Source organism: Cellulophaga baltica (genome assembly GCF_018861125.1).
Taxonomy (GTDB): Bacteria; Bacteroidota; Bacteroidia; order Flavobacteriales; family Flavobacteriaceae; genus Cellulophaga; species Cellulophaga baltica_A.
In genome coordinates, this window is the sequence record NZ_JAHKQN010000015.1 from 146,589 (window position 1) to 166,768 (window position 20,180).

The 20,180-nt window shown below is 30.4% G+C and carries 20 protein-coding genes; 7 read left to right on the forward strand and 13 right to left on the reverse strand.

The features are described from left to right. Nucleotides 1-12 precede the first annotated feature (12 nt). Nucleotides 13-1,197, reverse strand: a complete 1,185-nt coding sequence (locus KO500_RS06825; RefSeq protein WP_215955774.1) for a hypothetical protein — start codon at nucleotides 1,195-1,197, stop codon at nucleotides 13-15. A gap of 158 nt (nucleotides 1,198-1,355) precedes the next feature. Continuing rightward, nucleotides 1,356-4,136 (reverse strand): excinuclease ABC subunit UvrA, encoded by a 2,781-nt coding sequence (gene uvrA / locus KO500_RS06830; protein ID WP_215955775.1) that lies wholly within the window; start codon nucleotides 4,134-4,136, stop codon nucleotides 1,356-1,358. Between the two features lie 253 nt (nucleotides 4,137-4,389). On the opposite strand from uvrA, the gene KO500_RS06835 reads away from it, so the two are divergent. Beyond that, nucleotides 4,390-4,971, forward strand: coding sequence for an RNA polymerase sigma factor (locus tag KO500_RS06835; RefSeq protein ID WP_215955776.1), 582 nt, complete (start codon nucleotides 4,390-4,392; stop codon nucleotides 4,969-4,971). A gap of 69 nt (nucleotides 4,972-5,040) precedes the next feature. After that, the gene (locus tag KO500_RS06840) at nucleotides 5,041-5,184 is read left to right on the forward strand and encodes a hypothetical protein (protein ID WP_215955777.1); all 144 of its coding nucleotides are present in this window, start codon (nucleotides 5,041-5,043) and stop codon (nucleotides 5,182-5,184) included. Between the two features lie 17 nt (nucleotides 5,185-5,201). Here KO500_RS06840 and KO500_RS06845 read toward each other — a convergent pair whose 3' ends face one another. Continuing rightward, on the reverse strand, nucleotides 5,202-5,867 hold the full coding sequence (locus tag KO500_RS06845) for an endonuclease III domain-containing protein (protein ID WP_215955778.1): 666 nt from the start codon (nucleotides 5,865-5,867) through the stop codon (nucleotides 5,202-5,204). A 102-nt stretch (nucleotides 5,868-5,969) separates the two neighbouring features. Here KO500_RS06845 and bcp point away from each other — a divergent pair, with 102 nt between their 5' ends. Beyond that, a complete protein-coding gene (bcp, locus tag KO500_RS06850; RefSeq protein WP_215955779.1) occupies nucleotides 5,970-6,419 on the forward strand; it encodes a thioredoxin-dependent thiol peroxidase in 450 nt (149 codons plus the stop codon). 56 nt (nucleotides 6,420-6,475) lie between these two features. Here bcp and KO500_RS06855 read toward each other — a convergent pair whose 3' ends face one another. Beyond that, nucleotides 6,476-7,933, reverse strand: coding sequence for a TonB-dependent receptor (locus KO500_RS06855; RefSeq protein WP_215955780.1), 1,458 nt, complete (start codon nucleotides 7,931-7,933; stop codon nucleotides 6,476-6,478). Nucleotides 7,934-8,020: 87 nt separating this feature from the next. Here KO500_RS06855 and KO500_RS06860 point away from each other — a divergent pair, with 87 nt between their 5' ends. Beyond that, complete coding sequence (locus KO500_RS06860; protein ID WP_215955781.1) at nucleotides 8,021-8,785, forward strand: MBL fold metallo-hydrolase; 765 nt, start codon at nucleotides 8,021-8,023, stop codon at nucleotides 8,783-8,785. Nucleotides 8,786-8,794: 9 nt separating this feature from the next. Continuing rightward, a complete protein-coding gene (locus KO500_RS06865; protein ID WP_215955782.1) occupies nucleotides 8,795-9,316 on the forward strand; it encodes a hydrolase in 522 nt (173 codons plus the stop codon). A gap of 1 nt (nucleotide 9,317) precedes the next feature. Here the strand turns inward: KO500_RS06865 and KO500_RS06870 are convergent, their stop codons facing one another. The 8 genes from KO500_RS06870 to KO500_RS06905 all read right to left on the reverse strand — a co-directional run bounded on the left by KO500_RS06870 (nucleotide 9,318) and on the right by KO500_RS06905 (nucleotide 15,793). Continuing rightward, a complete protein-coding gene (locus tag KO500_RS06870; protein ID WP_215955783.1) occupies nucleotides 9,318-9,977 on the reverse strand; it encodes an alpha/beta hydrolase in 660 nt (219 codons plus the stop codon). A 27-nt stretch (nucleotides 9,978-10,004) separates the two neighbouring features. Then, entirely contained in the window at nucleotides 10,005-10,322 is a 318-nt protein-coding gene (locus KO500_RS06875; RefSeq protein ID WP_215955784.1) for a hypothetical protein, read from the reverse strand. A gap of 90 nt (nucleotides 10,323-10,412) precedes the next feature. Next, entirely contained in the window at nucleotides 10,413-10,727 is a 315-nt protein-coding gene (locus KO500_RS06880) for a DUF4870 domain-containing protein (protein ID WP_215955785.1), read from the reverse strand. Between the two features lie 13 nt (nucleotides 10,728-10,740). Further along, a complete protein-coding gene (locus KO500_RS06885; protein ID WP_215955786.1) occupies nucleotides 10,741-11,994 on the reverse strand; it encodes a dihydroorotase in 1,254 nt (417 codons plus the stop codon). Beyond that, nucleotides 11,991-13,910 carry a BatA domain-containing protein gene (locus KO500_RS06890; RefSeq protein WP_215955787.1) on the reverse strand — a complete coding sequence of 640 codons (1,920 nt, stop codon included), beginning with the start codon at nucleotides 13,908-13,910 and terminating at the stop codon, nucleotides 11,991-11,993. The genes KO500_RS06885 and KO500_RS06890 overlap by 4 nt, the downstream gene beginning before the upstream one ends. A gap of 49 nt (nucleotides 13,911-13,959) precedes the next feature. Next, on the reverse strand, nucleotides 13,960-14,310 hold the full coding sequence (locus tag KO500_RS06895) for a ribose-5-phosphate isomerase (RefSeq protein WP_215955788.1): 351 nt from the start codon (nucleotides 14,308-14,310) through the stop codon (nucleotides 13,960-13,962). Nucleotides 14,311-14,319: 9 nt separating this feature from the next. Beyond that, nucleotides 14,320-15,327 carry a glycosyltransferase family 2 protein gene (locus tag KO500_RS06900; RefSeq protein WP_215955789.1) on the reverse strand — a complete coding sequence of 336 codons (1,008 nt, stop codon included), beginning with the start codon at nucleotides 15,325-15,327 and terminating at the stop codon, nucleotides 14,320-14,322. After that, entirely contained in the window at nucleotides 15,308-15,793 is a 486-nt protein-coding gene (locus KO500_RS06905; protein ID WP_215955790.1) for a hypothetical protein, read from the reverse strand. Before KO500_RS06905 ends, KO500_RS06900 begins: the two co-directional genes overlap by 20 nt. Nucleotides 15,794-16,007: 214 nt before the next feature. Between KO500_RS06905 and KO500_RS06910 the strand changes: the two genes are divergently transcribed. Together KO500_RS06910 and KO500_RS06915 are read left to right on the forward strand one after the other, a co-directional pair. Next, nucleotides 16,008-17,540: a PhoX family protein gene (locus tag KO500_RS06910; RefSeq protein WP_215955791.1), complete on the forward strand. Its 1,533-nt coding sequence runs from the start codon at nucleotides 16,008-16,010 to the stop codon at nucleotides 17,538-17,540. Between the two features lie 68 nt (nucleotides 17,541-17,608). Further along, entirely contained in the window at nucleotides 17,609-19,414 is a 1,806-nt protein-coding gene (locus tag KO500_RS06915) for a cytochrome-c peroxidase (RefSeq protein WP_215955792.1), read from the forward strand. On the opposite strand, the gene KO500_RS06920 is transcribed toward KO500_RS06915, so the two are convergent. Then, entirely contained in the window at nucleotides 19,411-20,175 is a 765-nt protein-coding gene (locus KO500_RS06920; RefSeq protein WP_215955793.1) for a TIGR02757 family protein, read from the reverse strand. The genes KO500_RS06915 and KO500_RS06920 overlap by 4 nt on opposite strands. Nucleotides 20,176-20,180 lie beyond the last annotated feature (5 nt).

Below are 20,180 nucleotides of genomic sequence, written 5' to 3' on the forward strand. Positions count from 1 at the left end.
TAAAATCTCTTATTAACTTCTTGTTCTATTACTTCTAATAGATTTTGAAACTTTTGTTGAATTACTATTTCTTTTCGTAGAAGTACTTTTTGTATTTGAACTTCTTGATGATGTACTTCTTGGAGTACTAACTGATCTAGAAGAAGAGCTTCTACTTGTGGTGTTATTCTTTTTTGACGGACTAGTACTTCTAGTTGTTCTTGAAGTAGTTACAGTTTTTGAAGGACTTTTTATAGATCTCGTTGTGTTTCTAGTCGTTGTACTTTTTCTAGTAGTATTATTACTAGGCTTTGTACTTCTTGTAACAGTTCTAGTCGTCGTTGTTCTATTTGGGCTTTTGTAGGTCGTACTTCTATTTGTTGTTGTTCTAGGCGAACTAACTCTTGTACTTCTTGATGTATTCCCTCTAGAATAACCAACTTTATTATTAATAGTAGATTTTCTTGAGTTATAAGCAATATTTCTTTGCGAAGTTCTATTACTCCTTATATTGTTTCTTACTGATACTCTTTTATCGTTTCTATAAATAGTAGCTCTATTAGTTCTAGCCTTGTTGTATTTGTGTATACTACCAACCGATGCATAAGCTCTACGAGTATTATATCTGTATGGGTTATAATAAGTGTATCTAATAGGAGAATAATATCTTCTATATGGGCTTGTATTCACTAAACGAAAACCAATTGAAGGTCTTGCAAAAAACCTGTGAAAAGGACGGTAAACATAATTTCTATTATATACGTTGATATATCCTCTATGGTAGTTAAACTGACCTCTGCTGTTATAATAAACATACATGTTACCAAGTCTTGAAACTCTACCGTTTGTGTAATTAATATTTACATCACCAATTTCTGATACACGACCATAATAATCGTAATAAACAGGAACATTTTCAACTTGAATTACAGCGCCATAATCATCATATTGAACATATGGATTATAATCATAGCCAGAATTAAAGGTAATGTTAGCATTACCAATATTTACATTGGCATTAACGTTAGCTCTTTCATCTATATAAAAATCAAATTCACCATCAGGATAAACAGAAAAAGTAATGCCGTTTTCGATAAAGATAAATGAGTCATTGTAAGAATAAGCATTGCTGTTTGCAACCTTATCATTTGTAGTTTCAGCTTTCGCCGTTGTAATAGCAAAAATAAAGGCTGAAAATATAAGTATAAATTTTCTCATGATATAAGGTTTTTGAGTTAAACGAATGTAACTATCTACATTCGGTTAATATATACCAAACAGCGTGCCAAAAATTTATTTAGATTGTAATGCGTTGATTTTAAATACCTTATAATTTTTTAAAAACTTCTAAAATATATTGTGTGTGAAATTATTACTTACTTTAATTTTTCTTTTAGGTATTTTGCAGTATGTGATTTCTTGTTTTTAGCAACAACTTCAGGTATGCCTTGTACAATTAACTCACCACCTTTAGAGCCACCTTCTAAACCTAAATCAATAATATAATCAGCACATTTTATTAAGTCAATATTATGTTCAATTACAATTATTGAATGTCCTTTGTCAATTAATGCATTAAATGATTTTAATAATTTTTTAATATCATGAAAATGAAGACCTGTAGTAGGTTCGTCAAAAATAAAAAGTGATTTTTCTTTTGAAGTCCCCTTTACAAGAAATGAAGCTAGTTTAATACGTTGTGCTTCTCCACCAGATAGGGTAGATGATGATTGCCCTAAAGTTACGTACCCTAAGCCAACATCTTGTAATGGTTTTAATTTTCTGTAGATTTTTGTTTGTTGATGTTTTTCAAAAAAGTCTAAAGCATCATCAATGGTCATCGTTAAAATATCATCAATATTGGCATCTTGAAACTTAACTTCTAAAACCTCCTTTTTAAAACGTTTTCCTTTACAGGTTTCACATTCTAAATGCACATCAGCCATAAACTGCATTTCTACAGTGATTTCACCTTCTCCTTTACATTTTTCACAACGACCACCATCAACATTAAAAGAGAAATGTTTGGTTTGGTAGTTTCTAAGTTTACTCAATTTTTGTGAAGCATATAAAGCTCTTATATCATCGTAGGCCTTTATATAGGTTACAGGGTTTGAACGAGAAGAACGGCCAATTGGGTTCTGATCTACAAACTCTACGTGCTTAACATCACTATATTTTCCTTTAACATCAGTAAACTGACCAGATTTTTCTCCAAATCCACCAACTTCTTTTAATATAATAGGATACAGTAATTTTTTGACTAAAGTGCTTTTTCCACTACCAGAAACACCAGTAACAACGGTAAGAACATTTAAAGGAAAAGTAACATCTATATTTTTAAGGTTATTTTCACGAGCACCTATAATCTCAATATAGTTTTTGAAAGACCTTCTTTGTTCAGGGACTTTAATTTCTAATGTTCCGTTTAAGTAGCTTGCTGTAAGTGAGGTTGATTTTAAAATATCATCCATAGTACCATGGGCAACTACATGCCCACCAAGTGTTCCTGCTTCAGGCCCTATGTCAATAACCTCATCGGCGGCATTCATAATATCTTCATCATGCTCAACAACTATAACAGTATTACCTAAATTCCGAAGTGATTTTAAAACCTCAATAAGGTTTTCAGTGTCTTTCGGATGTAAACCAATGCTAGGTTCGTCAAGTATGTACATAGAGCCAACTAAACTACTACCTAATGATGTTGCAAGATTAATTCGCTGACTTTCTCCACCAGAAAGTGTGTTTGATTTTCTATTTAAAGTTAAATAAGTTAACCCTACCTTATATAAGAAGCCTAAACGGCTTTTGATTTCTATTAATAAACGAGAAGCAATTTTACTATCGTTTTCATTTAAAGTGATTCCTTCAAAAAAAGCAATTAAATCTTCAATAGGTTGTTCCACTAAATCAGAGATAGATTTATCGGCTATTTGCACATAGTTTGTTTCTTTTCTTAGTCGTTTACCTTTGCATGTGGTACATTTTGTTTTTCCACGGTAACGAGAAAGCATCACTCGATTTTGAATTTTATAACTTTTTTCTTCAATTTTAGCGAAGAAATCATGCAATCCTGTAAAATATGAATTTCCATCCCAAACTAACTGTCTTTGTTTTTCGCTAAGTTGGTACCAAGGCTTATGAATGGGAAAATCAAACTTGTAAGCATTATTTACTAATTCATCACGGTAGGCACCCATGCTTTCACCTCGCCAAGCAAAAATTGCATTTTCATATATTGAAAGTGCTGTATTTGGTATAACTAAATCTTCATCAATACCTACAACATCTCCGTAACCCTCACAAGTAGGGCAGGCACCATATGGGTTATTGAAGCTGAATAAGTGTACATTTGGTTCTAAAAACTTCATGCCATCTAATTCAAACTTATTACTAAAAGGGGTTTGCTCTTTTGTATTTAAGGTTTCAATAATACATTCACCTTTACCTTCAAAAAAGGCAGTGTCAACAGCATTGGCTAATCGATTGTAAAAATCTTCATCATCTTTAGTAATAATACGATCAATAACTAAACTAAACTCTTTATCTATTTCAGTAATACTATCATCAATACGTAAAACTTCACCTTTATATTTAATACGTGCGTAACCTTGTTGTGAAAATATTTGTAATGATTTTAGGGCATCTCTATCTTTCTTTATAGTAATAGGAGCAAGTAAAAGTAATTTTGTTCCTTCAGGGAAGGTCTTTACATAGTCAATAACATCAGTTACAGTATGCTTTTTTACTTCTTTGCTAGATATTGGTGATATGGTTTTACCGATTCTAGCATACATTAACTTTAAATAATCATAAATCTCGGTTGTTGTACCTACTGTAGAGCGCGGATTGGTGGAGTTTACTTTTTGTTCAATTGCAATGGCAGGAGCTATACCTTTTATATAATCAACTTTAGGTTTGTCTAATTTTCCTAAGAATTGACGTGCATAAGAAGATAAACTTTCAACATACCTACGTTGTCCTTCAGCATAAAGTGTATCAAAAGCAAGACTTGATTTACCTGAGCCTGATAAACCTGTAATTACAACAAGTTTATTTCTAGGTATAATTACATCAATATTTTTAAGGTTATGTAGTTTAGCACCCTTAATAATTATATTTTCTTTTGGGTTCACGTCTAAAATTGCATTCATACTCGTATCTTATTACGAACAAAGATACAATTTGAGTGTTTCAATAACTACAATACACGTTTTAACATCGGAAATATTGCATATCACAACAATTTTTTTAAATAAGCCTCTTATTTCTATATATTTGACATGTAATTAAAAACCAATAGCCTATAAAGCAAAATTACTTTTTTAAACATATTTTAACAGAAAACGACTATAATCCACGCACATGGATTATAAATTTTAACATTAACCAAAAAAAGTAATTTGTATGGAACTACAGATTGATGACTCAGTATTAGTAAAAAATTATATCAACGGAGAAGAAAAAGCTCTAGAGGTTTTAATTAATAGACACAACCAGCGTATCTCGAGCTTTATTTACTCGAAAGTTTTAGATAGAGATATTACGGAAGACATTTTTCAAGATACTTTTATTAAAGTAATTAAAACATTAAGAAAAGGGTCTTATAGTGAAGAAGGTAAATTTTTACCGTGGGTAATGAGAATAGCTCACAATTTGGTAATTGACCATTTTAGAAAAAACAAAAGAATGCCAATGTTTGAAGGAAGCGATGATTTTAATATCTTTTCTGTAATTGGTGATGACAAATTAAATGCTGAAAAGCAATTGATTAAAGATCAAATAGATTCTGATTTAAACCTTTTAATTGAGGAATTGCCAGAAGATCAAAAAGAAGTTTTATTAATGCGTATCTACAGAGATATGAGTTTTAAAGAAATTTCAGAAAATACAGGAGTTAGTATTAATACTGCTTTAGGAAGAATGCGTTATGCTTTAATTAACCTTAGAAAGGTTATTGAAAAGAATAATATCGTTTTAACGAATTAATAAGCAGTAGAACGATTCATACAATATTTCCGTTTTAGTGGCGTTATCTTAACATAACAAACAACTATTATGGAAAAAATTTACACTGAGAATCAAAATGCGTGCAAGCTTGCTAAAGCTAGCCCAGAAACTGTTAAGTTCCTAATGAGTTATTCAAATTCATTACATATTGTTGATTACAATAATCTTCAATTTGAGAATAATTTAAACTAAAAAATTAAAAAGAGTCGCTATTTGCGACTCTTTTTAATTTTATAATACTCATCGAGTACTGTTTTTCTTCCAATTGTTTTTGTGATAATATCATTTTCTAAATTCCAGCCTCTTGCAGGAGAATAATCACGACCATACCAAATAATTTGTAAATGTAAATCATTCCATAATTCTTTAGGGAATAATCTTTTTGCATCTTTTTCTGTCTGAACTACATTTTTTCCATTGGTAAATCCCCAACGAAACATAAGTCTATGTATATGAGTATCAACAGGAAAAGCAGGAATTCCGAAAGCTTGAGAAACAACTACACCTGCCGTTTTATGGCCTACGGCCGGAAATTCTTCTAATTTTTCCATCTCTTGAGGTACAATACCATCGTATTTATCAATCAACATTTGAGATAAACCATGAATACCCTTAGCTTTCATAGGTGATAAACCTACTGGACGAATAATATTTCTAATTTCATCAACCGTCATTTTCACCATATCATATGGGTTATCAGCTTTTTCAAATAATAATGGCGTTATTTGATTTACGCGAACATCAGTACTTTGTGCGGACATAAGTACCGCAATTAAAAGTGTGTAAGGATCTTTATGATCAAGTGGTACAGGTATTGTTGGGTATAATTCTTTTAATGTATCAATCGTAAATTGTACTTTTTCAGCCTTAGTCATTGGTATATTTTATAATTCAATTTATAAATCGAATTAGATTCGTTTAGCAATCTAGATTGCTTATTTGTATTTTTACAAAGAACGAATTTAATTAAAAAAGCTATGAAAACTTTAAAAATAGGGGATAAGGTTCCTGATTTTACAGCTAAGGATCAAGATGGTAATGAAGTAAAATTATCAGACTATATAGGAAAAAAACTTGTTGTATTTTTTTACCCAAAAGCAAGTACGCCTGGTTGTACCGCTGAGGCTTGTAATTTAAGAGATAACTATAAAGAATTGCAAGAACAAGGTTATGAATTACTTGGTGTAAGTGCTGATTCAGAAAAAAGACAAACTAACTTTAGAAATAAATATGAGTTTCCTTTTCCATTACTAGCCGATGAAGATCATACTGTAATTAATGCATTTGGTGTTTGGGGGCCTAAAAAATTTATGGGCCGTGAGTATGATGGTATTCACAGAATGACTTTTGTAATTGATGAAAAAAGTGAAGTAATAAATGTGATTGAAAAAGTGAAAACTAAAGATCACGCTGCACAAATATTATAATACAAAAAAACCCTTTAAATGATTGATGTTTAAAGGGTTATTTTTTATTTCAAAAGCTAAGCTTTTTCTTTTAACGATTTTGGTTTACGCTTAAAAAGATTGTTCGTTTTAATCATTTCGGCAATACCTTCTGGTAAATGCTTTTCCCAACCTTCTTCATTACTAATAATTTTCTTTAAAACATCTCTAGAGAAAACATGTAATATTTCAGGGTCGTAATCAATAATGTCCATTACCTTTCCGTTGTATTTGAAGAATTTATACAATTCTTTCATACGCGGATGTACTTTTATATTATTACTGGTCATAATCTGTCCAGTGTCAGGGTTTTTCATTGGATATAAGTAAACTTTCAAATCTTTAAAAAATAATTTTCCGAAAGCTTCTAAGATACCACCACTTAAATGACGGTAATATTTCTCATCAAAAATATCAACTAGGTTGTTAACACCCATAGTTAATCCAATCTTTGATTTCGTATAATTATTGAAATATTCTACTAATTTAAAGTATTCTTGAAATTTAGATATCATTACTGTATGGCCAAGAGAACATAAAAGTTCAGCTCTGTCCATAAAATCTTGTTCATCAATTTCACCTGATGCTTTTAAATTTGAAAGTGTAATTTCAAAAATAACAACAGTGTTTTTTTCTTCAACGCTTGGTTCTCTTATAAATATATCATAAGATTTTTTAAGCATATCCATATTTACTTGCGTAACAGGTCTAAAGCTACCACGCAATGCAAGTATATTTTTTTTGTAAAGTAGCGCTGCTGGTAATAAGTTATTACCGTCAGGGCCAAACATAACAGCATCGGTCATGTTATTTTTAATAAGTTGCAAACTCATTAATCTATTATCAACTTTTTCAAAACTTGGTCCTGAAAAGTTAATCATATCAACCTCTAAAGTATCTTTATCTAAATGATCGTATAAATCTTTTAAAATTTTTCTTGGTTGATCGTGGTGATAAAAAGCACCATATATTAAGTTAACACCTAAAATACCTAGTGTCTCTTGTTGTAAACGCGCTTCATTTTGTTTAAAACGTACATGTATTACAATCTCATCATATTCTTTTTGTTTTGGGTCTAATTGGTAACGAATTCCTAACCAACCATGACCTTTATATCGCTTAGAAAAGTCAATTGTAGCAACAGTATTAGCATATGAAAAGAACAAACGTTCTGGGTGTTTTTCACGACTAATTCTATCTTCCATGTTTTTCATCTCATGGCTTAACATTTTTTTTAAGCGAGATTGTGTAACATATCTATTGTCTTTTTCAATACCATAAATAGCATCACTAAAATCTTTATCATAAGCACTCATTGCTTTAGCAATAGTACCTGAAGCTCCACCAGACCTAAAAAAATGTCCAGAAGTTTCTTGGCCTGCGCCAATTTCAGAAAAAGTACCGTAAATATCCGGATTTAGATTAATTCGCAGGGTTTTGGATTTAATAGATGGGATATTTTCAAATCCAATTTCCTTTTTTAAAACTGACGCCATGTATTTTGAGTTTGTAACAAAGTTAATAAGATTGGTTAACCTAATAAATAAATATGTTATAAATTTGATATTAAAATAACACTTAAGGTGACAATTACTTTTTTAGGCACAGGAACATCACAAGGTATCCCTATAATAGGGAGTAAACACCCTGTTTGTTTAAGTGAAAATCAAAAAGATAAAAGACTAAGAGTTTCAGTATTAATCTCTTGGGATGACTATAATTATGTAATTGATTGTGGACCAGACTTTAGGCAACAAATGCTTGCTAACCCCATTGATAAATTAGACGGAATTCTATTTACTCATGAACATTCTGACCATACTGCTGGGTTAGATGATATTCGACCGTTTTTTTTTAGACAAGGTGATATTCCTATTTATGCACATAAACGTGTGGTAGACTCCTTAAAACAACGTTTTGAATATATTTTTAAAACAAAAGATAGGTATCCAGGGGCTCCTGCTGTTCAAATTCATGAGGTTAAAAATAATGAACCTTTTATCTTAGAAAATAAAACTATTGTACCTGTAAATGTGATGCATAATAAGTTACAAGTATTTGGATATAAAATTCAAGATTTTGTTTATTTAACAGATGTTAAGACCATTGTTGATGAGGAAATTGAGAAAATTAAAGGAGCTAAAGTTTTAGTTGTTAATGCATTACGTTTAGATCCGCATATATCTCATTTTAATTTAGAAGAAGCTTTAGCATTTATAGCAAAAGTTAAACCAGAAAAAGCATATTTAACCCATATCAGTCATTTGTTAGGTTTTCATGAAGAAGTTGAGAAAAACTTGCCTGAAAACGTATATTTGGCCTACGATAATTTATCAATAACCATTTAAGTTTATCAAATGAAAAGTAAGATTTATTTATACCTTTTTTTATTCACAGCGCTTATAGCATTGTATTTATTTGTAAGTAGTGGAAAAATGGTACAAGAAAGAGAAGCTAATTATGAATCTTTACAAGGAAGACAAAAAGAGTTAACTGAAAGTAACAAGCAATTAAAAGACTCTCTACATCAATTAAATTTGAAAATGTTAGAGATGGAATATTTTTCTCTTGACAATAATGATGATGCTTTTGCTTATTATGAACATTTGAACATAGAAAATACTTCGGGTTATATTGCAGATAAACTTTTAGAAAGTAACGAAACCAAAGGTGATAATCCTTTAGTACCTTATGAAGGCATGGATGGTGATTTTAAAATAAATAAAATAAAAGTTTTAAACCATAAATGGATTGTTGCTGATTTTTCAGATGGAAAATATTGGGGTGACCTTTTATTAAAATACGAGTTAAAAGATGATCTATCTGTTGATTTTACAGTATTAGATCACCTTTTATATACTAGGAGTAATACAAAATAGATTAACTATTGGTAACCAACCAATTTTTTAAAGAATAGAAATTCTGAGGAGCAACTCCATGCCCAACAGGGAATTCTTCGTAGATATTATTAATGTTTAGTTTGTTTAATAATTCAGGTGCTTTTGAAGCCCAATCAACAGGAATTACTTGATCAACAGAGCCATGAGAAATATAAAATTTAAGCTTGCTGAAATCATTTTCTTCGTAACCATTTAATAAAATATTTTCATTGATGTAACCACTTAAAGCCACTACTTTTTGTACTTTTTCAGGATATGACAATGCTACAGAATAGCTTAATATAGTTCCTTGGCTAAAACCTAAAAGCGTTACATTATTTTCATCTAAGCTATAGGCATTACAAGCTTCTGTTATAAAAACGCTAATTTTATCTCTCGATTCGATTGCTTGATCATCATCACTCCATTTACCTTTAATATCATCAAAAGTTATAGCGTACCATGCATTACCATATGGTTGCATTTCGTAAGGAGCTCTTACTGAAATGATACATAATTCTTCAGGTAATTCAGCGGCGAAAGAAAATAAATCTTCTTCATTACTTCCGTAGCCATGAAACATAAAAAGTACGGGTGGCTTTCCATCTTTTAAGGTTGATGGTTTAATAATATGATATAGCGATAATTCTTTTGTCTGCATGTTTAAATTGATGTTTAATTAAAAAATTTAGCTTATAAATGTAAACCACTTTTGAAATAAAGGTCCGACTATAGGCATTTCTTGTTTTTTACCTGTAATAGCTCCTGAAAATCCATAACCCCAAAGAACAATATAAAATAAGTATAAACCGTAACCAGCATATGGGCCACCCCATTGACTAATAAATATAGCAAAAGCGATAAATGTCAAATGCAAACCAAATGCTTGTCGTGCGTGATATCTAGCAAAATCATATTTAGGTTCATTATTCATACTAATTGCAATTAGTGCTCCAACCATTGTAATATATGAGATTATAGCTATTTTTTTTGCTTGTTTTTCCATGCTTCAAATTTAGGTTTACTAAATCTTTTGCACAAAAAAAGAGGCTTCAAATTTAAAACCTCTTTTTATATTAATTTTGATGTTATTTGCTTAACCTAAATCACCAATAAAAGGTATTTTTTCTACTTTCAATTGATTTGCATTTATAGCACCAATTCCCATTAAAATAAAAGGGATTACATTTAAATTTGATAAAAATTGAAGCCTTGTTATCATCACTAATATATTGGCAATAACAGTAATAATTACAGCTAAAATTATAATTCTAAATGATTGTTTAATATGAAAATTTATAAACTCATTGTTTTTATCTCTATTGACAAAATATGCTATAATAAGGCCAATAACGGTTATGTAGCTAATGATTGCCATAGTTTTACCTTCTTCTCTGATTGATTGATTCATGATTGATTAAAGTTTAGATTAACACCTCTTTTTCATTGATAATACCATAAACGATACCCTTATGTTTTTGGTTTAAATATGCCGAATTTTTACTAGTTGATATACAGTGCTCTTTAGTGAAAACGTATTCTTCATCAGGATTGAAAAGCGTAAAACAAGCTTTTTCTCCTACGGAAAATTTAGGAGTGTTTATTGCATATCTGTTTCGACCCTTTGTTAATAAAGCAACAGTTTCTTCAACACTAAAAATTTGATTTAAAATTCCGAAGGCACTTTCTAAACCAATAGTACCGTAATTAGCATTATCAAATTCTAATATTTTTTCTTCGGTATCAAGTGGTGTATGGTCAGTTGTAACAAAATCAATAATACCATCTTTTAAGCCTTTTATTAAGGCATTTGTATCTTTTTTTGTTCGTAATGGCGGTAAAACCTTGTAATTAGTATCAAATTCTTCTAAAACTGAATCTGTAAAAAATAGATTATGTAACGCAACACTACAACTTACATTTAACCCTTTTTTCTTTGCATTAGCAATTAGTTTTACGGCATTTGCTGTTGAAATAGTTGGTATGTGTAGTTTGCCACCAGTATATTCTAATATATGTAAATCTCTTGTAATTTGTAAATCTTCAGCTAACGCAGGTATACCTTTTAAGCCTAATTTAGTAGCCGTTTCTTCTTCGTTTACAACACCTTTGCCAGCAATTTGTTTGTCTAAAGGAAAAGAATACACTAACCCATCAAAACCTTGTGCATACTGCAGAGCAATTTTAAGTAAATTAGAATTGTTTATCGGGTTTTTAAAATCGCTGAAGGCAACAGCTCCAGCATTTTTCATATCAAAAAGTTCTGCTAAAACTTCTCCTTCTGATTTAACTGTTAAGGCGCCTAATGGGTATAAGTTGGTAGTTTGTTTTTGCGAAGCGCTTTTTAAGAAAACTATGTTTGAATTAGAATCTGGTATTGGATTTGTACTAGGGTTTAAAACAACATCTGTAAACCCACTTTTTCCTGCGGTGTACAATCCGTTTTCAATTGTTTCTCGTTCTTCATGGCCTGGTTCGCCAAAACTAACACTACTATCAAACCAACCAATTGAAACATGAAGATTTTTTAATTGTATTACTTGCGTATCTTCAGGAGCTTCAATTTTTGTATCTATTGCATCTATAATACCATTTTTAATAAGAATATCTCTCTTTTTTAAATGCAATTCTGTATTTGAAGCATCTACAATTTTTACGGCTTTTAAAAGTACGTTCATTTCAAATATTTTTGAATACCAATTTCAATTAAAGCAAATAATAGTGCTAAAATAACAAACCATTTCCAAAGCTCGTTGATGCTATTATCTTTTTCTAATGCTTCAAATAAATCTGTTATAGAGTTATTTTTAGAAGTTGCATTAAGTTGTTTAAGATTGTAATACGTTAAGTTACTCTCTGTTCTCGGATAATTAAAACTGATATATTTAAGTGTTTCGTTTTTATTTTTAATACTATACACACCATCTTCACTAGGTTGACCATTAAAAGTTAAGGTTACTTTGTTCAAAAATGGTTGCTGTTGTGGTATAAACTCAATGTTCTCTTTAGTAATTTTTAAAATTTCATCTTTAGGTAATGTTATAGCAACATCAATAACCTCATTAGTTCCTAAAGAGCTATATAAGTCTTCTTGCTGTAAACTTTCAACACCCATTTTATAAAAAGTTGGAACAATTAAAGGAGAATTTTTGAAGTTTGAAAAATTGCCAGAAAGTGGAGAGGTAAACATATAAATACCCTTTTTACCCGTTAAAAATGAAGTACCATTCGCATAGGATAGTATACTTGGTAATTTAGATTTTATTTCAAATGATTGATTTGCTTTTGGGTATTGAAAATTGGTTACTTTCTTGTCAAAAACTGAAGTATATAACGGGTGGTCAAAATTAATAGTGGTAATTTCTTGATTATTAGTTGTTTTGTTCGAAATTACAATTCCGAAATTAGATAAAACTGCATTGTAATTGTTTTTTTGTGCATTGTTATTTGGTATAACAACAATACTTCCTCCATTTTGAGAAAAGGTAATTAACGCTTGTTGTAACACACTAGGTATTTGTTCTAATTCGTTCAAAACAATTAAATTTTGTGATGCTAATACGCTGTAATTTAATTTGTTTATAGAAGTTGATTCAAAATTAAACTCATCCTCAGTGTAAATTCTACTTAAATAGTTTGTGTCTAACCCAATTACTAAAACATTAATTTTTTCTTTTTTATTAATGCTGAAATAGAATTGGTTATCGTAATCTAAACCAGAATCATTTAAAGTTATTTTTCCTAATATTTCTTTGTTGTTAGGTACTGTGAAAGCTACTGATGTAATTTTATCACCATTAAAATCAGTGGCTAATTTAGCAATTAGTTTTTCATTGTTATAAACAGATAATGGTATATTTTCAACACCTCCATAATTTGATAAAATAACCTTTAATTCAAGGTTATCACCCATGTTTTTATCAACATATAAACTGTCAATTGAAATATTAATATTTTCACTAGACTTAACTTTTATATAGTGTTTTTCAATTTTTGAAATGCTATCTGTTTTATGATTTGAATTGTTTGTCGTTTGAAAATCAGAAATCAACACAAGATTTTTTTGTGTATCATAAGTATTACTAAACAAAGTATTTGCTTTTAAAGTAATCTCATTTAAAGTTAATTGATTGCTTGAAAAAGGTAACTTTAATAAATTGCTTTGTATTTCCTTTAAAGTATTATTCCTGTAGATTGTATTGTTGGTAAAAAGGCTTAATTTTTGATTGCTTGGAGCTTCTTTTAAAAGAGTTTGAATGGTTTTTTCAAGTAAAGAAACATTCCCTTTTTTTGCCTGCATGCTAAACGAATTGTCAATATATATAACGGTTTCTTTTTTTAGTAAGGCAGTTTTATTCGCGAAAAATGGTTGTGCAAAAGCAATGATTATAGCTGTAAAAAGTAGTAATCTAGTACACAACAACAACAACTTTTTTATCGATTTACTTTTTCTTGATGAAGCAACTACTTTCTGTAGCATTTTCACGTTGGTAAAAGGTGTTTTTTTAAATCTGCGTAATTGAAATAAATGAACTAGAATAGGAATGATGAGAAGTAATAAGCCCCAAAGTATTTCTGGATTTTTAAATTGCATTCCTAAATTTTGTTTCGCAAATATAATTAAAATTAGATTGTTGTTTGGTTTAATTGTACCAAACCGCATACCTTTTTCGGCGAAGTTCTAAAGCTAATTTTTCTTCCATCGCTAAAGCTTCTTTTCTTGTGCTTAACGGTGCAATGTGATTGTATAGACTAGGTCTTAAATAACTACCGTATTTCTCAACTATATTAGCCGATAATTTGTGTCCTTTTTTGTTAACATACCCTGTTTTATGTTGTTCAAAACGCTCTTTTGGGGTTTTGCTAGTCATGCCTACATATAAACATTCAAGTACGCCGTTAAATTGCGGATTAGCTAAACGAAACCTCGTGTTTTCAGTATAAACTTTTTTCCGAAGCTCAATAACGTAAATGCGATACTCTATTTTTGGCATATTTTTTATTTAGCAGAAAAAATAATAATCTTTTGAAGCTTGTAAGTTTTGTTTTTCTAAGTAAGAAGTTATTGCTTTTTGGTCATCATCATTAGCAACGGTGATAATAACCTTTAAATTATCAAGGTTTTTAATAATTGTGTACGATTGCATTTTAACATCATAAATATGTTTGCCTATTTTCTTTTCATTATCGCAAACCCAAATAAAATCTATTTCTTTATCAATTAGTTTAGTAGCTACTGATTTCCCTTTTTTTCCTGCTCCCCAAACAACTAATTTATCTGAAGGCTTAAAATCTAATTTTGTAAAATAGTTGATTTTTAAGTCTAAAAAAGAATTTTCAGCATAATGCTCACTAGTACGCGATGCTCTTACGCTATAATCTCTCCAGTGGTGTAAAACAATATCGCAAGGTATGCAAATGTAATTATGTTCGTAAAAACGGAATGCTAAATCATAATCTTCGGGGTAGGTGTTTGGTCTAAAACCACCACATGCATCAAAATCAGATTTATAAGCCATCCAACAAGGTGACGGAATTACGCATTCTTTATATATTTCAGAATAATTTAAACCAGTTGCTGTGAGTGAATTTAGCCATTTTTCATATCGTAAATAACCATCATTTACACCATTTTTAGAAAAATATTTTACTTGACCAATAGCAATATGCTTTTTACCATGTTGCAAAAGCGAATTAACCATGATTTTAATTCGATTAGGAGTCATAATATCATCAGAATCCATTCTAGAAATAAAATCACCGGAGGTTTTGGTGTATGCTAATTGTAGGGCATCAATAATACCTGATCCACTGTTTTTAAACACTTTAATGCGGTTATCTTTTGTAGTGTAAATATCTAAGAGGTCTCGACTACTATCTGTAGAGCCGTCATCAATTGCAATTACTTCAAAGTTTGAATAGGTTTGTGATCGTATCGATTCAAGACATTCAATAAGGTAGTTTTCAGTATTTTTAAAAGGGATTATAATACTAACTAAGGGGTTTAGCATTCTTATTTTTTTTGTACAGCTTCTTTTGTTCTTTTGGCTTTAATTGTAAATTTTTAACTAGTTTATCTCTAGTAGGTGTTTGTATCGCTAAATATATAACTAAACAAACTGCAATATTAAAATATAAAACGTAACCATTTCTCATAAATATAAGGAGAGCTAAAATAGCTGGCGCTTCAATACAAGCAAATTTTACGATTAATGCTTTTTGGTATTGTATCAGTTTTTTATTTAAAGAATCATTTTTGTTAATAGCAGTTACAGTTTTTCTAAATAAATAAATACTCCCAAAATAGCCAAGTATAGCAAAAATAGGTACTAAGTAAATAAATATATCACCAGTAACTTCAAAATTAGTTACAAAACCAACGCCATAAAAGTATGATATAGCTCCTAAAATAACTAGCCCAAGCACAAGAGCAATATGTATAATTTTTAAAGTCGGAATTAATTTTCTTTTATCCATTATAATTCAAATTTCGTTTAAAAATATGAAAAGTTAATCAGAATTAAATGTTAATTTTTTTAACAATTTAAGTTTAGATACTAGATAACGTTAAGCTAACCTGTTAACTTTTTATTAAAGACTCCTTAATATAAGTTAAATACTTGCTTAACATAGTTAGTAGGCAATTTAGATAGTTTTGAAACGGAAAAAATAATCGATAAACTTTTACTTTATGAAAACTATGAAAAAAATTATGATGAGTGCTTTATTGCTCTCACTTATGGGATTGACTGTTGTAAGTTGTGATCCTGAGGATGGAGTTGACGGTACTGATGGTATTGACGGTGTTGATGGTCAAGACGGTGCTGATGGTGAAGACGGAGAAGATTTAACAGGTGAAATTACTATGTTCGAAAACAAATCTTCTTTAGAACCTTTGGTTGCCATACAATCTCAATTTAATTATGTGGAAGCTTATTCGTTAATTAGTTCTTCTGATGAACTTGCTGATGGTTTTAAATTATTGGGAGCTCAAGATGGAGCTGGTTTGTTAAATGATGGAGATGGTTATATTTATATAGTTAATGCAGAAGATGATCACGCAGTATCAAGAATTCATTTTGATGCAAATTTAAATCCAACAGGTGGAGAATGGTTATTAACTGATGATGTTGCTGATGAAGCGCGCCAATGTTCTGGTACAATGTGGGAAGCTGCAATACATGGTGGTACTCAAGACCTTTTCTTATCAGCATCAGAAAGTATTAATTATGATGTAAAAGGTATTGATCCTTATATTGAAACTCCAACACCAACTGCAGATTTTGGTTTAGATGCATTAGGAGAGTTTTCGTGGGAAAATGCGGTTCCTTTGCCTAAAGATGCATATTCTGGCAAAACAGTTATAATTGGTGGTGATGATGATTCTTCTGACTCTGAAGGTCAAGTTACTTTATATTATTCTGAAAATGGTGATGCAGATTTAACTGATGGTAAAATTTACGTATTACGTTTAAAGGAAGTATCTGACGGTGCAGGTGGCGTAGAGGATGTAATTGCTGGTGAGATTTACAATGAAAGTAATTTAGACATTAAAATTTCTTATGATGTTGAGTTTGTTGAAATTGAAAATGGAGCGACATTGACTAAAGATGAAATGGAAGATGCTTGTATTGCAGTTCAAGCTTCTGCATTTATGAGAGTTGAAGACGTTGATTATCAAAAAGGTTCAGATGAAAATGGTAGAAACGTGTATTTTGCAGTAACAGGTAGAGGACCAGGAGCTGGCACCTATAATGACTGGGGAACTGTTTATAAATTAGAATTAGACGAAGATTCACCTTTAACAGGTTCTCTAACTCAAATTGTAAGTGGAAATACTGATACTAACAATGCAGATGGTAACAATAGCTTATTGCAGAGTCCTGATAATATTTGTGTAACAGAAAACTTTGTTTATTATCAAGAAGATCCAAATTCTTTTGACAGAGATCATGCTGCTTATATATACCAAACTAACTTAAATGGAGACAACTCTCAAGTAGTTTTAGAGTTATTAATTCGTCAAGATTTAGATCCAACAGGAAGTACAGGGTATAGCGGTGAGTTTGGTGCATTAATTGATGTTTCTGATAAAATTGGAGAGCCTGATACGTTTATGTTGGCTTTACAACCTCATTATTGGGAAAGTGATGATTTTGTTTCAGATGGTTTACCTGACGATCAAGGAGGGCAAATTGTATTGTTAAAAGGATTACCTAGATAAGATAAAAGAACTTAAAAAAGCCTCCAAGTTTCACTTGGGGGTTTTTGTATTACAAAATAGTGTATTGTATGTTGAAATATGTATTGAATATTTTCTTTTTCTGTTTTTTGATTAGTTGTAAGCAAGAGCCTAAAGAAAAAGAAATGGAAACCCTTGTTGATTTTAGTTTGGCTCATGAATATTATTTAAAAAACGTAACCCATGCTGTTGAAGAGATAGATTCTCTCATGTTATATAAGTCAAGTGACTCGGTTTCAAAAAAAATATTTAAAAACCTAAGGCTTTCATTTAAAAAAGCAGAACCATATATTTCTTATTTAAAGCCAAGTGTTGGGCACAGAATAAACGGTCCTGCGTTACCTATTTTAGCTGAAGACACAGGTAAAATATTAATGCCTTATGGTTTGCAAAAAATTGAAGAAAGTATATTTGAGGGTGAGGGTGAAAAAGTATATCAAGAAGAATTAAGAATTACTAAAGGTCTGTTACAAAACCTTCAAAAATATATAGTGAAGAGGCCATTAAATGAACAACGTTTTTTTATAGCTACTCATGAGCAGTTATTACGTGTTGTAAGTCATGGAATTTCTGGTTTTGATACACCTGTAAGCCATTTTGGCATTAATGAGAGCGCGGTTTCATTAAATAGCTTAAAAGAGGTTTATAAATTAAGTATTCAATCAGTTGTTTTTACAAAAAATAAAGAATTAGATGTAGATTTTATAAATACAATAGATAAAGCAGTTGCTTATATTAGAAATAATCCTGATTTTGATACTTTTGATAGGTATACGTTCATTAGAGATTATTTTAACCCTATAACTCGTAACTGGGTAGCAGTTCGTAAAGAAACTGGAATATGGGAAGGGGCGGATAACAAGGTTTTTAATTTTGATGCACCAACATTTTTTGAAACAAATACATTTAATGTAAATCACTTTCTACCTGTTGTAAATAAGAAACAATTGAAAGATCAAATTGCTTTGGGAAAAAAGTTGTATAAAGATAAAAACCTTTCATTGAGTAAAAAAATGGCCTGTATAACCTGCCATGATCCTAATAAAGGATATGCAGATGGACTAAAACAAAATTTAGATAATAGCGGTAATCCTTTACAAAGAAATTCACCTACATTACTAAATGCCATTTACCAAAAAGCCTTTTTTTGGGATGGGAGATCACCTACTTTAGATGATCAAATTTCAGCTGTATTTTCTAATACTTTGGAGTTTGATTCTAAGGTCCATAGCTTTTCTACTGAGATTTTAAAAGATAGTTCATATGTAAAAATTTTTAAAGATGTATATGGTAAAATACCAACTAAAAATATTGAAATAATTAGAGCTATATCTTCTTACGTAGCTACTTTACAGAGTTTTAATTCTAAATTCGATAGAAATATAAGAGCAGAAATAGACACTTATACTCAAGAAGAAAAAGATGGGATGAATCTTTTTATGGGAAAAGCGTTGTGTGCAACATGTCATTTTATGCCCTTAACAAACGGTACTGTGCCACCATTTTTTGATGAAACTGAAAAAGAAGTTATTGGGGTTGCTAAAACATCAAATAATAAAGAAATTGATACAGATACGGGCTTCTATTTTATGTATGAAGAGCCTTTGCATAAAGGTATGTTTAAAACCCCTACGGTTAGAAATGTAGCGTTAACAGCGCCTTATATGCATAACGGAGCTTATAATACTTTAGAACAGGTTATTGACTTTTATAATAAGGGCGGAGGTGGAGGTTTAGGTTTTGATGTGCCACATCAAACCTTACCTTTTGATGAGTTAAGTTTAACAGTAAAAGAGCAAGAATCTTTAGTTGCTTTTATGAAAACACTTACTGATGCAAGTGTTGCTACTTATTAAAATTTTTCAAAAACACCTAAGCCAAATAAGGCAAAATCATATTTAGAAGGGTCATTTGGGTCTAAATTTTTAAGATTTAGATCCAACTCTTTTAAAGCTTTAGCGTCATTTTGTTTTCTAGTCAATAGACCAAGTTTACGTGCTACATTACCAGAGTGCACATCTAATGGACAAGACAGTGCAGAACTTGATATTTTTTTCCAGATACCAAAATCTACACCTGTTGATGCATCGCGAACCATCCAACGTAAAAACATATTAATGCGTTTAGCAGCAGAACCTTTTAATGGGTCTGAAACATGTTTAGTAGTTCTTGTAGGGTGTGGCATTTCAAAAAAAACTTTTTTAAATGCAGTAATAGATGGTTGCAGTGAATCATTAATAATATATTTCTCAAAAACAGCTTCTAGTCCACCATGGTTTAGGTAAATATTTCTAAGACTTTTTATAAAGAATTTTAAATCTTCACCATTAAATGTTCTATGCTTAAATTCATCAAATCGAGCTAAATCATCTTCTTCATAATTCATTATAAAATCATAAGGTGAGTCGTCTAGCAAAGTCATCATCTTTTTAGCATTTGTGATTATGCTTTTTCTGTTTCCCCAAGCAATTGTTGCTGTTAAAAAACCACTAATCTCAATATCTTCTTTTAAAGAAAAACTATGCGGAATTTGAATGGGGTCTGTATCTAAAAAAGTTGGATGATTGTATTGCAATACCTTCTCATCTAAAAAGGTTTTTAATTCTTCTTTTTTCATAACTT